Source organism: Klebsiella ornithinolytica (genome assembly GCF_030505655.1).
In the GTDB taxonomy this organism is placed as follows: domain Bacteria; phylum Pseudomonadota; class Gammaproteobacteria; order Enterobacterales; family Enterobacteriaceae; genus Klebsiella; species Klebsiella ornithinolytica.
This window is the reverse complement of sequence record NZ_CP130153.1, coordinates 3,689,345-3,704,315: the sequence shown is the minus strand read 5'-3', so window position 1 is coordinate 3,704,315 and position 14,971 is coordinate 3,689,345. Positions and strand designations below refer to the sequence as shown.

Here is a 14,971-nt window from a genome sequence, read left to right as displayed (position 1 = left end):
GCGATGGTTCGCGGGCAGACAACATAGCAACGTGGTGAGGGGAAATGGCTCAGGTCTATAACTTTAGTTCGGGCCCGGCAATGCTGCCGGCGGAAGTTCTCAAACTGGCACAGCAGGAGCTGTGTGACTGGCATGGCCTGGGTACGTCGGTCATGGAAATCAGTCACCGTGGTAAAGAGTTTATCCAGGTGGCTGAGGCGGCTGAACAGGATTTTCGCGATCTGCTCAATATCCCCTCCAACTACAAAGTTTTATTCTGCCACGGCGGTGGTCGCGGTCAGTTCGCGGGCGTTCCGCTGAACCTGCTGGGTGATAAAACCACCGCTGACTATGTTGATGCCGGCTACTGGGCGGCAAGCGCGATTAAAGAAGCGAAAAAATATTGTTCGCCGAACGCCATTGACGCGAAAATCACGGTTGACGGCCTGCGCGGAGTTAAGCCGATGAGCGAATGGCAGTTGACGCCAGGCGCGGCCTATCTGCACTACTGTCCGAATGAAACCATCGACGGCATTGCGATTGATGAAACGCCGAATTTTGCGGACGACGTCGTGGTTGCGGCGGATTTCTCCTCCACCATTCTCTCTGCCCCGATTGATGTCAGCCGTTACGGCGTTATCTATGCGGGCGCACAGAAAAATATCGGCCCGGCGGGCCTGACGCTGGTGATTGTACGTGAAGACCTGCTGGGTAAAGCCAGTATCGCCTGCCCGTCAATTCTCGACTACACCGTACTGGATGCTAACGACTCCATGTTTAACACCCCGCCGACGTTCGCCTGGTACCTGGCCGGTCTGGTGTTCAAGTGGCTGAAAGAGCAGGGCGGCGTCGCGGCAATGGACAAAATCAATCAGCAAAAAGCCGATTTGCTGTATGGTGCGATCGACCGCAGCAGCTTCTATCGTAACGATGTGGCAGCGGCTAACCGTTCCCGTATGAACGTCCCGTTCCAGCTGGCCGACAGTGCGCTGGATAAACTGTTCCTTGAAGAGTCCTTTGCCGCAGGTCTGCATGCACTGAAAGGCCACCGCGTAGTGGGCGGCATGCGTGCTTCTATCTATAACGCGATGCCGCTGGCGGGCGTGAAGGCACTGACCGACTTTATGCAGGATTTTGAACGCCGCCACGGCTAATCACCCTCCTGTTTTTCATCCCCGCGGCTGGTCTGCGGGGTTTTTATTCTGTTTGTTTGAGAGTTAAGTTTGATGGAATCCCTGACGTTACAACCCATTGCGCGAGTAGATGGCACCGTGAACCTGCCTGGGTCAAAAAGTGTCTCTAACCGTGCTTTGCTGCTGGCGGCTTTGGCCCGTGGCACCACGGTGCTGACCAACCTGCTGGACAGCGACGATGTACGCCATATGCTGAATGCCCTGAGCGCCCTGGGAGTTCATTACGTTCTGTCTGCTGACCGCACCCGCTGTGAAGTGACCGGCAACGCTGGGCCGCTGCAGGCTGGTAGTGCGCTGGAGCTGTTCCTCGGTAACGCAGGGACCGCCATGCGTCCGCTGGCGGCCGCGCTGTGTCTGGGCGGCAACGATATCGTGTTGACCGGCGAACCGCGCATGAAAGAGCGCCCGATTGGCCATCTGGTCGACGCGCTGCGCCAGGGCGGCGCGCAGATTGATTATCTGGAGCAGGAAAACTATCCGCCTCTGCGCCTGCGCGGCGGCTTTACCGGCGGCGAAGTTGAAGTGGACGGCAGCGTATCCAGCCAGTTCCTCACCGCGCTGCTGATGGCTGCGCCACTGGCGCCGCAGGATACCGTCATCGCGATTAAAGGCGAGCTGGTTTCCCGCCCATATATCGACATCACGCTGCATCTGATGAAAACATTCGGCGTTGAGGTCGAGAATCAGGCCTATCAGCGCTTTATTGTCAGCGGCAATCAGCAGTACCAGTCGCCGGGTGATTACCTGGTGGAGGGGGATGCCTCTTCGGCCTCTTATTTCCTCGCTGCCGGCGCCATCAAAGGTGGGACGGTAAAAGTCACCGGTATCGGCCGCAACAGCGTACAGGGCGATATTCGTTTTGCCGACGTGCTGGAAAAAATGGGGGCGACCGTCACCTGGGGCGAGGATTATATTGCCTGTACCCGCGGCGAGCTGAATGCTATCGATATGGATATGAACCATATTCCGGATGCGGCGATGACTATCGCCACTGCGGCGCTGTTTGCCAGGGGAACGACCACGCTACGCAACATCTATAACTGGCGCGTCAAAGAGACCGACCGTCTGTTTGCGATGGCCACCGAACTGCGTAAAGTGGGCGCTGAAGTGGAAGAGGGGGAGGATTACATTCGCATTACGCCTCCGCTGACGCTGCAGTTTGCCGAGATTGGCACCTATAACGATCACCGTATGGCAATGTGTTTCTCGCTGGTGGCGTTGTCTGATACGCCGGTGACTATTCTTGACCCGAAATGTACGGCGAAAACCTTCCCGGATTACTTCGAGCAGCTGGCGCGAATCAGTACGCTGGCGTAACGTTCGCTGCGCAAAAAGCAAACCGAAAAGGTAAAATATTGTCATCTTCCGGGCTGACGTTCCGTCAGCCCGCTATAATTGCGCAATTCTTCTGCGTTTCATTTCTGGTAGTCCGTAATTTGCAAGCAATGCTCACTTTCCGGCGTAGAGATGCGTATAATGCGCGGCGTTTATATTCTATGCGCCTTGCTGAAGGAGAAAAAGATGACGGCAAATATTCCGGTAATCACCATTGATGGGCCTGGCGGTGCGGGTAAAGGCACATTGTGCAAGGCAATGGCGGAAGCGCTGGGCTGGCATCTGCTGGATTCCGGGGCCATCTATCGTGTTCTGGCCCTCGCGGCGCTGCATCACCATGTTGATGTCGAATCTGAAGAGGCGCTGGTACCGTTGGCGGCGCACCTGGACGTGCGTTTTATCTCCACCGACGGCACTCTGGAAGTGATTCTTGAAGGCGAAGACGTCAGCGCCGCCATTCGTACTCAGGAAGTGGCTAATACCGCATCGAAAGTTGCCGCGTTTCCCCGCGTGCGTGAAGCATTGCTTCGTCGTCAGCGCGCATTTCGTGAACTGCCTGGCCTGATTGCCGACGGACGCGATATGGGAACCGTCGTGTTTCCCGATGCGCCAGTGAAGATTTTCCTTGATGCTTCGGCACAAGAGCGCGCCCATCGCCGTATGCTGCAGTTGCAGGAAAAGGGCTTTAGTGTTAACTTTGAACGTCTTTTGTCCGAGATAAAAGAACGTGACGATCGCGACCGTAATCGCAGCGTCGCGCCGCTTGTCCCGGCCGCCGATGCTTTAGTTCTCGATTCTACTGAACTAAACATTGAGCAAGTTATTGAAAAAGCGCTACACTATGCGCGCGAAAAACTGGCAGTCGCCTGACCGCGAAGCGGTGAAGCGAAACGGCCTCAGAATTATAGCAGTACCCCCGCAGCAATGGAGTGTTAGCGGGTATGTTAAACAACCCCATCCGGCACGGAGCCAGGTGGACGTTAAATATGAAACCTGAAGATTAAACATGACTGAATCTTTTGCTCAACTATTTGAAGAATCCTTAAAAACAATCGAAACCCGTCCGGGTTCCATCGTTCGTGGTGTTGTTGTTGCTATCGACAAAGATATCGTACTGGTTGACGCTGGTCTGAAATCTGAGTCTGCCATTCCGGCAGAGCAGTTCAAAAACGCCCAGGGCGAGCTGGAAATCCAGGTCGGTGACGAAGTTGACGTTGCTCTGGATGCAGTAGAAGACGGCTTCGGTGAAACCCTGCTGTCCCGTGAAAAAGCTAAACGTCACGAAGCTTGGATCACGCTGGAAAAAGCTTACGAAGAAGCTGAAACTGTAGTCGGTGTTATCAACGGCAAAGTTAAAGGTGGCTTCACTGTTGAGCTGAATGGTATTCGCGCGTTCCTGCCGGGTTCCCTGGTTGACGTTCGTCCGGTTCGCGACACTCTGCACCTGGAAGGCAAAGAGCTTGAGTTCAAAGTAATCAAGCTGGACCAGAAGCGTAACAACGTTGTTGTATCCCGTCGTGCCGTTATCGAATCCGAAAACAGCGCAGAACGCGATCAGCTGCTGGAAAACCTGCAGGAAGGCATGGAAGTCAAAGGTATCGTTAAGAACCTCACTGACTACGGCGCATTCGTTGATCTGGGCGGCGTTGACGGCCTGCTGCACATCACCGACATGGCGTGGAAACGCGTTAAGCACCCGAGCGAAATCGTAAACGTTGGCGACGAAATCACTGTTAAAGTGCTGAAGTTCGACCGCGAGCGTACTCGTGTATCTCTGGGCCTGAAACAGCTGGGCGAAGATCCGTGGGTAGCTATCGCTAAGCGTTATCCGGAAGGTACCAAACTGACCGGTCGCGTGACCAACCTGACCGACTACGGCTGCTTCGTTGAAATCGAAGAAGGCGTTGAAGGCCTGGTTCACGTTTCCGAAATGGATTGGACCAATAAAAACATCCACCCGTCCAAAGTTGTTAACGTTGGCGACGTAGTGGAAGTTATGGTTCTGGATATCGACGAAGAACGTCGTCGTATCTCCCTGGGTCTGAAGCAGTGCAAAAACAACCCGTGGCAGCAGTTTGCGGAAACCCACAACAAGGGCGACCGTGTTGAAGGTAAAATCAAGTCTATCACTGACTTCGGTATCTTCATCGGCCTGGACGGCGGCATCGACGGCCTGGTTCACCTGTCTGACATCTCCTGGAACGTTGCAGGCGAAGAAGCAGTTCGTGAATACAAAAAAGGCGACGAAATCGCAGCAGTTGTTCTGCAGGTTGACGCAGAGCGTGAGCGTATCTCTCTGGGCGTTAAACAGCTCGCAGAAGATCCGTTCAACAACTGGGTTGCACTGAACAAGAAAGGCGCAATCGTAAACGGTAAAGTCACTGCAGTTGACGCTAAAGGCGCAACCGTAGAACTGGCTGACGGCGTTGAAGGTTACCTGCGCGCTTCTGAAGCTTCCCGTGACCGCGTTGAAGATGCAACTCTGGTTCTGAGCGTTGGCGACGACGTTGAAGCTAAATTCACCGGCGTTGATCGTAAAAACCGTGCAATCAGCCTGTCTGTTCGTGCTAAAGACGAAGCTGATGAGAAAGATGCAATCGCAACTGTTAACAAACAGGAAGATGCAAACTTCTCTAACAACGCAATGGCTGAAGCTTTCAAAGCAGCTAAAGGCGAGTAATCTTAGTCATTCAGGTTACAACAACCTGAATTACGACGAGTTTACTTGACAGATTGCAGGATTCGTCCTGTAATCAAGCACAAAGGGCGGCTACGGCCGCCCTTGTTTAAAGCAGTTAGCTAATTTTGCCTTGAAGGAAACCGGAGGAATAATGACCAAGTCAGAATTGATAGAAAGACTTGCCAGCCAGCAATCTCACATTCCTGCGAAAGCGGTCGAAGATGCTGTTAAAGAAATGCTGGAACATATGGCCTCAACGCTTGCTCAAGGTGAGCGCATTGAAATCCGCGGTTTCGGCAGCTTCTCTTTGCATTATCGAGCACCTCGCACCGGGCGTAACCCGAAGACTGGCGATAAAGTCGAACTGGAAGGTAAGTACGTTCCGCACTTTAAGCCTGGGAAAGAATTACGCGACCGCGCCAATATTTACGAAGAGTAAGTTTCGCACAGCCGCGACAACGTACTCCGATGATAAAAAAAGCACCTTTGCGGTGCTTTTTTTATGCCTCCGGTTTGCCCCGCCTCACAGCAACATCTTCGTTTTGCTGCAACCCCGTAGGTTTTGCGGAAGCCGAAATCCATACCCGGCCGCCGACCGCTGACGACCTTTAGCTTTCACGCGATACTCTCCGTCAACAGGGAGGGGACATGCGTTTATCACAGCTTGCCGGGTGCGTGGTTGTCGGGATCTGCCCACTGCTGTTCTTGCCAGAACTGCCCACACCGCTCGCCGTTCAGGTCATTATCGGCGGCGCGATCCTGATGTCGCTTTACCGCTGGAGGCCATTGCGTTACCTGGCGTTGACCATGCTGTTTTTTGCCTGGGGTGTGCTGAGCGCGCGTCAGGTGCTGTGGCCGATGCAGGTGCTACCCGGTGGCAACCGGCAGATTGAAATTAAGCTAACGGCCGTCGAAGGTGAGACCACCTACCAGGGAAATATTCTCCGTTTCAACGGGCAGAGGCTATGGCCGGCGCCAGGGGTAACTCTTTATGGTAATGCGCTGCCCGACCTGCCGTGTGCCGGGCAGCGCTGGAAGATGACCGTCCGTCTTCGCCCGGTCCATAGTCAGCTCAACGTAGGGGGCTTTGACGGCCAGCGTTTTGCCCTGGCGCAACATCGTTCGCTAACCGGGCGCTTTACGTCGGCCGAAGCATCAGACCTGACGTGCAGCTACCGCGCTCGCTATCTGGCATCGCTGGAACGTACTCTCGACGCTTTTCCCTGGCAGTCGGTGATACTCGGGCTCGGGATGGGCGAGCGACTGGTTGTACCGCGGGATATCAAACGTCTGATGCAGGAGACCGGTACCTCACACCTGATGGCGATTTCGGGGTTGCATATTGCGTTAGGCGCCATACTCGGTGGACTGGTGGTTCGGGGGCTGCAATTCTTTTTCCCGTGCCGATGGATTGGCTGGAGAATGCCGTTACTTATCGGTCTGGGCTGCGCGCTATTTTATGCCTGGCTGACCGGTATGCAGCCGCCTGCGCTGCGGACCTGCGTAGCCCTGAGCTGCGTGGTGGGCCTACGGCTATCTGCCAGACGCTGGTCGTCCTGGCAAATCTGGCTCTGTTGTATTGGCGCTATCTTATTCGCCGATCCGCTGGCGGTGTTGTCTGATAGTCTGTGGCTGTCCATCTTCGCCGTCGCAACGCTGATTTTCTGGTATCAGCTGGTGCCGCTGCAGCGGCATACGTGGCGCTGGCCGTGGCGCGAAGGGCTTGCTTTAGGCCATCTGCAGCTTGGGCTGATGTTTCTGCTATTGCCAATTCAGATTCTCCTTTTCCACGGCATCAGCCTGACCGCCTGGGTAGCAAATCTGATAGCCGTACCGTTGGTCACCTTTGCGGTTGTTCCCACGATTCTGCTGGCGATGCTGCTGCATCTCAGCGGACCTGTCGTGGTTGAAATGGCGGTGTGGTGGCTGGCCGACCGCCTGCTGGCAGCACTATTCTGGTTTTTGCATCTGCTGCCGCAGGGCTGGCTCAGTCTGGATTTTCGCTGGGCGGGGCTCAGCGCGTTGCCCTGGCTGATACTGCTGGTGTGGCGTTTTCATGCCTGGCGTTCGCTACCGGCGCTTTGTCTTAGCAGCACGCTGCTGCTGAGCTGGCCCTTCTGGCGCCATGGAGCGAAAGATGAATGGCGGGTCACGATGCTGGACGTCGGGCAGGGGCTGGCTATGGTCATTGAGCGCGAGGGGGCGGCAATCCTCTATGATACCGGACTGGCCTGGCCCGATGGTGATAGCGGTCAGCAGATTATTATTCCCTGGCTACGCTGGCATCACCTGCGCCCGGAGGGCGTTGTGTTGAGCCATGAACACCTTGACCACCGCGGCGGTCTCAATTCGCTGCTGAAGGCCTGGCCCGAGCTCTGGATCCGCAGTCCGCTGGGCTGGCGGGGGCATCTTCCCTGTCGACGAGGCGAAAGCTGGCGATGGCGTGGATTAACTTTTCGCGTGCTGTGGCCGCTGCCGGATTCCAGCCTGACGGGCAATAACCGCTCCTGCGTGGTCCGTATTGATGACGGCAAGCGGAGCATTCTACTGACCGGAGATATTGAAATTCCGGCAGAACGGGCCATGCTGAGCCACTACTGGCAGCATCTTGCGTCTACACTTATCCAGGTTCCGCACCACGGGAGTCATACCTCTTCTGCGCTTGCCTTATTGCAGCGGGTCGGCGGCGCGGCGGCGCTGGCTTCGGCCTCGCGATATAATGCCTGGCGTATGCCTGCGGCTAAAGTGGTGCAGCGCTACCGTCAGCAGGGCTATCGATGGCTCGATACGCCGCATCAGGGACAAATTACGGTTATTTTTTCTCCAGAAGGTTGGCAAATCCAAAGCTTACGAGATCAACTTTTACCGCGTTGGTATCATCAGTGGTTTGGCGAGACCGTGGATAACGGGTAGAATATGCGGCTATTTCAACATAAGCTGGTTTATTGAATGCAGAATGATAAAGATCTCTCCACGTGGCAGACCTTCCGCCGCCTCTGGCCGCTTATTGCGCCATTTAAAACCGGACTGATCGTCGCGGCAGTTGCGTTAGTCTTTAACGCCGCTAGTGATACCTTCATGCTATCGCTTCTTAAACCGTTACTGGATGATGGTTTTGGTAAAACGGATCGCTCAGTGCTGCTATGGATGCCGCTGGTCGTGATTGGGTTGATGTTACTGCGTGGCGTCACCAGCTATATTTCGAGCTACTGTATCTCGTGGGTTTCAGGCAAAGTCGTCATGACAATGCGCCGCCGTCTGTTCAGCCATATGATGGGGATGCCCGTCTCCTTCTTTGATAAACAGTCCACGGGTACCTTGCTGTCACGCATTACCTATGATTCCGAACAGGTGGCGTCATCCTCTTCCAGCGCCTTGATTACCGTCGTGCGCGAAGGCGCCTCGATCATCGGTCTGTTTGTGATGATGTTCTATTACAGCTGGCAGCTGTCGCTGATTCTGATCGTCCTGGCCCCCATCGTCTCGATGGCGATTCGCGTGGTATCGAAGCGTTTTCGTAATATCAGCAAGAATATGCAAAACACCATGGGGCAGGTGACCACCAGCGCAGAGCAGATGCTGAAAGGGCATAAAGAAGTGCTGATGTTTGGCGGTCAGGCGGTAGAAACCAAACGTTTTGATAAGGTCAGCAACAAAATGCGCTTGCAGGGGATGAAAATGGTCTCTGCGTCGTCTATTTCTGACCCGGTTATTCAGCTGATTGCGTCACTGGCGCTGGCATTTGTTCTCTATGCCGCCAGCTTCCCGAGCGTCATGGAAACGTTAACTGCCGGTACCATCACCGTCGTCTTCTCCTCGATGATCGCGTTGATGCGCCCGCTGAAGTCGCTGACTAACGTCAATGCTCAGTTCCAGCGCGGGATGGCCGCCTGCCAGACGCTGTTTGCGATTCTTGATTCCGAACAGGAAAAAGACGAAGGCAAGCTGGTTATCGAGCGGGCGAAGGGCAACCTGGAATTCAAAGATGTCACCTTTACCTATCCGGGCCGTGAAACGCCGGCGCTGCGAAATATCAACCTCAACATCCAGGAAGGTAAAACGGTCGCCCTGGTCGGGCGTTCGGGGTCGGGTAAATCGACCATCGCCAGCCTGATTACGCGCTTTTACGATATCGATAACGGCCAGATTTTGCTGGATGGCCACGATCTGCGTGAATACACTCTGGCATCCCTGCGCGATCAGGTGGCGCTGGTGTCGCAAAACGTTCATCTGTTCAACGATACCGTGGCCAACAACATTGCCTATGCGCGCACGGAAGAGTACAGCCGTGAGCAGATCGAAGAAGCGGCGCGTATGGCCTACGCGATGGACTTTATCAGCAAAATGGATAATGGCCTCGATACCGTTATCGGTGAGAACGGCGTACTGCTCTCCGGCGGTCAGCGTCAGCGTATTGCCATCGCGCGTGCGCTGCTGCGTAACAGCCCGATTCTGATTCTGGACGAAGCGACATCGGCGCTGGATACCGAGTCTGAACGCGCGATCCAGGCCGCCCTCGACGAACTGCAGAAAAACCGCACTTCGCTGGTGATTGCCCACCGTCTTTCCACCATCGAACAAGCCGATGAAATTGTGGTGGTGGAAGATGGCCGCATTGTCGAGCGCGGTAGCCATGCCGATCTGCTGGAACACCGCGGCGTGTACGCCCAGCTACATAAGATGCAGTTTGGCCAATGATTGCGCGCATCTGGTCCGGTGAGTCGCCCGTATGGCGACTCTTGCTGCCGCTCTCCTGGCTCTATGGCCTGGTGAGCGGGCTGATCCGCCTCAGCTATCGGCTGGGGCTGAAGAAAGCCTGGCGAGCGCCGGTTCCGGTGGCGGTGGTGGGGAATCTCACCGCCGGAGGCAACGGCAAAACGCCGGTGGTCATCTGGCTGGTGGAACAGCTCCAGCAGCGCGGTATCCGCGTTGGCGTCGTTTCCCGCGGTTATGGCGGGAAAGCGGCGAGCTATCCGTTACTGCTCAGCAATGACACCAGTACCGCGGAAGCCGGCGATGAACCGGTACTCATTTTTCAACGCACCGGCGCGCCGGTTGCGGTCTCGCCAGCGCGTCGTGAGGCGGTGCAGGCGCTGCTTCATGCACATGATTTGCAGCTCATTATCACCGATGATGGCCTGCAGCACTACAAGCTGGCGCGGGACAAAGAAATTGTGGTAATTGATGGCGAGCGCCGTTTTGGCAATGGCTGGTGGCTACCGGCCGGGCCGATGCGTGAACGCGCGTCACGTTTACGCAGCGTCGACGCCATCATTGTTAACGGCGGCATCGCGCAGGCGGGGGAAATTCCCATGCAGCTGCGACCCGGACTGGCGGTAAATTTACGCAGCGGCGAACGGCGTGACGTGGCTTCTTTCGATAATGTCGTTGCCATGGCCGGGATCGGTCATCCGCCGCGCTTTTTCGCCACGCTGGAAAGCTGCGGCGTCCTGCCGGTAAAAACCGTCGCGCTTGCCGATCACCAGGCATTGACTCAGGCGAGCGTTTCCGCCCTTGTGAATCCACAGCAAACGCTGCTGATGACCGAGAAAGATGCGGTGAAATGTCGTGGGTTTGCCGAAGCAAACTGGTGGTATTTACCTGTCGACGCCATAATGACGGATGAACGCGCACAGCAGCTGCTGACGGAACTGGTGACGCTGGCGCAACGTTAGTTCTGCCACGTTCGCTTCAATAACGCTGTGCCGGAGTCCTTTACGGAGAACCTGCATGTCGGTACTACAACTGTCGCTTAAAGAAGCCCGTCATCTCCATCTTGCGGCGCAGGGATTGCTGAAGAAGCCCCGGCGACGTGCCCGCGCCAGCGATATTCTGTCAACTATTCAGCAGATGTCATTGCTGCAAATCGATACCATCAACGTCGTTGCCCGCAGCCCTTATCTTGTGCTTTTTAGCCGTCTTGGCAGCTATCCGCAAAGCTGGCTGGAGGACGCCCTGCGCAGCGGGGAGCTGATGGAATACTGGGCTCATGAAGCCTGTTTCCTGCCCCGTAGCGACTTTGCCCTGGTGCGCCACCGTATGCTGACGCCCGATAATATGGGCTGGAAGTATCACAAGGCGTGGATGACGGAACATGCTGACGATATTCGGCTGCTGCTGGAGCATATCGCGCAGAATGGTCCGGTTCGTTCGGCCGACTTTGAACATCCGCGCAAAGGCGCCAGCGGCTGGTGGGAGTGGAAACCGCACAAGCGCCATCTGGAAGGCCTGTTTACCGCAGGTAAAGTGATGGTGGTGGAGCGGCGTAACTTCCAGCGGGTGTACGACCTGACGCATCGCGTCATGCCGCACTGGGACGATGAGCGCGATGCGCTGACGCAGCCGCAGGCGGAGGCGTTAATGCTGCGCAACAGTGCCCGGAGCCTCGGCATTTTTCGCCCCCAGTGGCTGGCTGATTACTATCGTCTCCGCCAGCCCGCTTTGCCGACGCTGCTGGCGAGCTGGCAGGAGGAGGGCACGGTGGTTCCGGTGAAGGTCGAGGAACTGGGCGACATGTGGCTCCACCACGAAGCGCTCGGGCAGCTGGAATCGGCGCCCGGCGGTAAACTCGCCGCCAGCCATAGCGCGGTACTCTCGCCATTTGACCCGGTAGTCTGGGACCGTAAACGCGCTGAGCAACTCTTCAATTTCAGCTATCGCCTCGAGTGCTACACGCCGGCGCCGAAGCGTCAGTATGGCTACTTTGTTCTGCCGCTGCTGCACCAGGGAAAACTGGTGGGCAGAATGGACAGCAAGGTGCATCGGAAAAACGGGGTTCTGGAGGTTTTTTCGCTGTGGCTGGAAGAGGGGATCAGAGTCACCTCGGGGCTGGAGAAAGGGTTGCTCCGGGCGATTGAAGAGTTTGCCATCTGGCAGTCGGCTCAACGTATCACCTTCGGTCGTCTGCCGCCGGGGCTTTTCTCCGACCGTCAGCAGGGCTGGGAGATTTCCCCGGTCTGAACAAGACCACACCCCGCTCAGCCTTTGCCGCAAACGGATCCCTGAGTTTGCCATCATGTGATATGCTGCTGCGGAATCTATTCGGTCCATCAGGAGGAATCATGGATCACCGTTTACTAGAAATCATCGCCTGTCCTGTCTGCAACGGCAAACTGTACTACAGCCAGGATAAGCAAGAGCTGATCTGCAAAATTGACAGCCTGGCCTTTCCTTTCCGTGAAGGCATTCCCGTCTTGCTGGAAACCGAAGCCCGCGCATTAGCCGTGGGAGAGAGCCATTCATGAGTTTCGTGGTCATCATTCCTGCACGTTTTGCCTCCACGCGTCTGCCGGGCAAGCCCCTACAGGATATCAACGGTAAGCCGATGATCGTTCATGTTCTCGAGCGCGCGCGCGAATCCGGGGCCGATCGCATTATCGTCGCGACGGATCATGACGATGTTGCGCGTGCGGTCGAAGCTGCCGGCGGCGAAGTGTGCATGACGCGTGCGGACCATCAATCCGGCACCGAGCGTCTGGCCGAAGTTGTTGAAAAGTGTGGCTTCAGTGATGACACGATCATCGTCAATATCCAGGGCGATGAGCCGATGATCCCGCCGGCGATCGTCCGCCAGGTGGCGGACAATCTGGCGGCCAATGCCTGCGGTATGGCCACGCTCGCCGTTCCGATTCACGACGCTGAGGAAGCATTTAATCCGAATGCCGTGAAAGTGGTGATGGATGCGCAGGGCTATGCGCTCTACTTCTCCCGCGCCACCATTCCATGGGATCGCGATCGCTTTGCGCAATCACGCGAAACTATCGGCGATACGCTGCTACGTCATATCGGTATTTACGGTTATCGTGCCGGCTTTATCCGTCGCTACGTCAGCTGGTCGCCGAGCCCGCTGGAACAGATCGAAATGCTGGAGCAGCTGCGGGTGCTGTGGTATGGCGAAAAAATCCATGTCGCGGTGGCCGAAGTTGTGCCTGGAACCGGTGTCGATACACCGGAAGATCTGGAGCGCGTGCGCGCAGAGCTGCGTTAATCCGTTCATCCCCTCCGTCGTGAGGGGATATCTTCACGCTATTTTTCCATACTTTTTCCCTCAATTTTTGATCTCACCTGATGACATCCCTGCGGCTGGCGCTCATTATAAAACCAGTAGTATTCACAGGGGTAATCAGAGATGGAACAGCTGCGAACCGAACTTAGCCACCTGCTGGGAGAGAAACTGAGCCGCGTGGAGTGTATCAGCGAGAAACCCTCCTCGGCACTGTGGTCGCTTTATGACGCGCAGGGAAACCCGCTGCCGCTGTTGGCGAGAAGTTTTACCACGCCAGGGATTGCCCGCCAGCTGGCGTGGAAAATCTCAATGCTGGCGCGCAGCGGTACCGTGCGCATGCCGGTGGTCTATGGGGTGTTGACGCATGAAGAACATCCTGGCCCGGACGTGTTGCTGATTGAGCGGCTGCGCGGAGTCTCTGCGGAAGCGCCGGCCCGTACGCCGGCGCGCTGGGAACAGCTGCAGGAGCAGATCGTGGAAGCTCTTCTGGCATGGCACCGGCACGATAGCGGCGGCTGCGTCGGCATGGTGGACAGCACCCAGGAAAACCTGTGGCCGAACTGGTATCGCCAGCGGGTTGAGATGCTGTGGAGTACCCTTAATTTGTATCAGGATACCGGCCTGACGATGCAGGATAAACGAATTCTGTTCCGCGCCCGCGCGTGCCTTCCGGATTTATTGAAAGATTTTAATGATAACTGCGTGCTGGTGCACGGCAGCTTCACGCTGCGCAGCATGCTGAAGGATGCGCGTAGCGATCAGCTGCTGGCGATGGTCGGGCCGGGGATGATGTTGTGGGCGCCGCGAGAATATGAACTGTTTCGCCTGTCCGACGGAGGACAGGCGGAGCAACTGCTGTGGCACTATTTGCGCCGTGCGCCGGTGGCCGAATCTTTCCTGTGGCGACGCTGGCTCTATCTGCTGTGGGATGAGGTGGATAATCTGGTCAATACCGGGCGTTTTGACCGCGCCCGGTTTGACCTGGCCGCTAAATCAATTCTCCCCTGGCTCGCCTGAGGCGCCTTTTAACCATTGCCAGATGCGCCCCAGCGTTTCGTAGCCGACGCGATCGCTGTGCATCAGCCAGACGGGGGAAGGGATCGCCTGTTCCCACGGATTGAGCGGTGACGCGATCGCCAGCTGATTGGCGGGTGCCGGCAGCGGGTTTAGCCCGACATGCTGGAAGAAAATCATCGCCCGGGGTAAATGCGATGCGGAAGTCACCAGCAGGAACGGCGCATCGCCGATGGCCTGTTTCACCGCTTCGGCTTCTTCTTCGGTATCTTTTGGTTTATCCAGAACGATAATTTCGCTGCGCGGTATCCCCAGACTCTCCGCAACTCTGGCGCCGGCTTCTGCCGTGCTGACGGGATTTGTTTTCGCCGCTGCGCCGGTAAAGATGAGTTTTGCGCCCGGGTTCTCATACCACAGGCGGATTCCCTCCGTCAGCCGCGGCAGGCTGTTGTTGATGAGATTTGAACTGGGCGCCCAGTCCGGATTCCAGGTGTAGCCCCCGCCAAGTACGACGACGTACTGCACGCGCCCGGCATCCCGCCACGTCGGGTATTTATCTTCGATTGGTTTGAGCAAACTATCGGCTACCGGTTGCAGGCTCAACAATAGCAACAGCAGCCAGCCGAGGCTGACGCAGAGCTTGCCGGTGCGCTGGAAACGGCTAAACCACAGTAACGCGATTCCGACCGCCATCAGCAGCAGCAGCAGGGGAAGCGGCAGCATCATGCCGCCTAAATACTTTTTCAGTGTAAAAAGCATGCCAGA

General features: G+C 56.4%; 13 protein-coding genes. 12 read left to right on the top strand and 1 reads right to left on the bottom strand.

From position 1 onward, the window contains the following. Nucleotides 1–44 precede the first annotated feature (44 nt). The 12 genes from serC (at nt 45) to Q1L34_RS17675 (ending at nt 14,209) form a co-directional block, all read left to right on the top strand. The gene (gene serC, locus Q1L34_RS17730) at nt 45–1,133 is read left to right on the top strand and encodes a 3-phosphoserine/phosphohydroxythreonine transaminase (protein ID WP_004860069.1); all 1,089 of its coding nucleotides are present in this window, start codon (nt 45–47) and stop codon (nt 1,131–1,133) included. A 72-nt stretch (nt 1,134–1,205) separates the two neighbouring features. Beyond that, complete coding sequence (aroA, locus tag Q1L34_RS17725; RefSeq protein ID WP_015584795.1) at nt 1,206–2,489, top strand: 3-phosphoshikimate 1-carboxyvinyltransferase; 1,284 nt, start codon at nt 1,206–1,208, stop codon at nt 2,487–2,489. A 204-nt stretch (nt 2,490–2,693) separates the two neighbouring features. Further along, nucleotides 2,694–3,377: a (d)CMP kinase gene (gene cmk, locus Q1L34_RS17720; protein WP_004860072.1), complete on the top strand. Its 684-nt coding sequence runs from the start codon at nt 2,694–2,696 to the stop codon at nt 3,375–3,377. A 136-nt stretch (nt 3,378–3,513) separates the two neighbouring features. Further along, nucleotides 3,514–5,187, top strand: coding sequence for a 30S ribosomal protein S1 (gene rpsA / locus Q1L34_RS17715; protein WP_004860074.1), 1,674 nt, complete (start codon nt 3,514–3,516; stop codon nt 5,185–5,187). A gap of 151 nt (nt 5,188–5,338) precedes the next feature. Next, a complete protein-coding gene (gene ihfB, locus Q1L34_RS17710) occupies nt 5,339–5,626 on the top strand; it encodes an integration host factor subunit beta (protein ID WP_004100704.1) in 288 nt (95 codons plus the stop codon). Between the two features lie 209 nt (nt 5,627–5,835). Beyond that, nucleotides 5,836–8,100 (top strand): ComEC family protein, encoded by a 2,265-nt coding sequence (locus tag Q1L34_RS17705; RefSeq protein ID WP_327204220.1) that lies wholly within the window; start codon nt 5,836–5,838, stop codon nt 8,098–8,100. Nucleotides 8,101–8,136: 36 nt separating this feature from the next. Then, complete coding sequence (gene msbA / locus Q1L34_RS17700; RefSeq protein WP_004860079.1) at nt 8,137–9,885, top strand: lipid A ABC transporter ATP-binding protein/permease MsbA; 1,749 nt, start codon at nt 8,137–8,139, stop codon at nt 9,883–9,885. Continuing rightward, the gene (gene lpxK / locus Q1L34_RS17695) at nt 9,882–10,862 is read left to right on the top strand and encodes a tetraacyldisaccharide 4'-kinase (RefSeq protein ID WP_032716986.1); all 981 of its coding nucleotides are present in this window, start codon (nt 9,882–9,884) and stop codon (nt 10,860–10,862) included. Before msbA ends, lpxK begins: the two co-directional genes overlap by 4 nt. A gap of 55 nt (nt 10,863–10,917) precedes the next feature. Continuing rightward, on the top strand, nt 10,918–12,147 hold the full coding sequence (locus tag Q1L34_RS17690) for a winged helix-turn-helix domain-containing protein (protein WP_064368002.1): 1,230 nt from the start codon (nt 10,918–10,920) through the stop codon (nt 12,145–12,147). A gap of 101 nt (nt 12,148–12,248) precedes the next feature. Continuing rightward, entirely contained in the window at nt 12,249–12,431 is a 183-nt protein-coding gene (locus tag Q1L34_RS17685) for a Trm112 family protein (RefSeq protein ID WP_004860086.1), read from the top strand. Further along, nucleotides 12,428–13,174: a 3-deoxy-manno-octulosonate cytidylyltransferase gene (gene kdsB, locus Q1L34_RS17680; protein WP_004860088.1), complete on the top strand. Its 747-nt coding sequence runs from the start codon at nt 12,428–12,430 to the stop codon at nt 13,172–13,174. The genes Q1L34_RS17685 and kdsB overlap by 4 nt, the downstream gene beginning before the upstream one ends. A 141-nt stretch (nt 13,175–13,315) precedes the next feature. Next, the gene (locus tag Q1L34_RS17675; protein WP_327204219.1) at nt 13,316–14,209 is read left to right on the top strand and encodes a YcbJ family phosphotransferase; all 894 of its coding nucleotides are present in this window, start codon (nt 13,316–13,318) and stop codon (nt 14,207–14,209) included. On the opposite strand, the gene elyC is transcribed toward Q1L34_RS17675, so the two are convergent. Beyond that, complete coding sequence (gene elyC / locus Q1L34_RS17670; protein WP_004860091.1) at nt 14,186–14,965, bottom strand: envelope biogenesis factor ElyC; 780 nt, start codon at nt 14,963–14,965, stop codon at nt 14,186–14,188. The genes Q1L34_RS17675 and elyC overlap by 24 nt on opposite strands. Between the last annotated feature and the right edge of the window lie 6 nt (nt 14,966–14,971).

What these genes read in the sequence shown, in the direction of transcription:
- serC (WP_004860069.1), top strand. Translation starts at nt 45, where the DNA reads ATGGCTCAGGTCTATAACTTTAGTTCGGGCCCGGCAATGCTGCCGGCG.
- aroA (WP_015584795.1), top strand. Translation starts at nt 1,206, where the DNA reads ATGGAATCCCTGACGTTACAACCCATTGCGCGAGTAGATGGCACCGTG.
- cmk (WP_004860072.1), top strand. Translation starts at nt 2,694, where the DNA reads ATGACGGCAAATATTCCGGTAATCACCATTGATGGGCCTGGCGGTGCG.
- rpsA (WP_004860074.1), top strand. Translation starts at nt 3,514, where the DNA reads ATGACTGAATCTTTTGCTCAACTATTTGAAGAATCCTTAAAAACAATC.
- ihfB (WP_004100704.1), top strand. Translation starts at nt 5,339, where the DNA reads ATGACCAAGTCAGAATTGATAGAAAGACTTGCCAGCCAGCAATCTCAC.
- Q1L34_RS17705 (WP_327204220.1), top strand. Translation starts at nt 5,836, where the DNA reads ATGCGTTTATCACAGCTTGCCGGGTGCGTGGTTGTCGGGATCTGCCCA.
- msbA (WP_004860079.1), top strand. Translation starts at nt 8,137, where the DNA reads ATGCAGAATGATAAAGATCTCTCCACGTGGCAGACCTTCCGCCGCCTC.
- lpxK (WP_032716986.1), top strand. Translation starts at nt 9,882, where the DNA reads ATGATTGCGCGCATCTGGTCCGGTGAGTCGCCCGTATGGCGACTCTTG.
- Q1L34_RS17690 (WP_064368002.1), top strand. Translation starts at nt 10,918, where the DNA reads ATGTCGGTACTACAACTGTCGCTTAAAGAAGCCCGTCATCTCCATCTT.
- Q1L34_RS17685 (WP_004860086.1), top strand. Translation starts at nt 12,249, where the DNA reads ATGGATCACCGTTTACTAGAAATCATCGCCTGTCCTGTCTGCAACGGC.
- kdsB (WP_004860088.1), top strand. Translation starts at nt 12,428, where the DNA reads ATGAGTTTCGTGGTCATCATTCCTGCACGTTTTGCCTCCACGCGTCTG.
- Q1L34_RS17675 (WP_327204219.1), top strand. Translation starts at nt 13,316, where the DNA reads ATGGAACAGCTGCGAACCGAACTTAGCCACCTGCTGGGAGAGAAACTG.
- elyC (WP_004860091.1), bottom strand. Translation starts at nt 14,965, where the DNA reads ATGCTTTTTACACTGAAAAAGTATTTAGGCGGCATGATGCTGCCGCTT.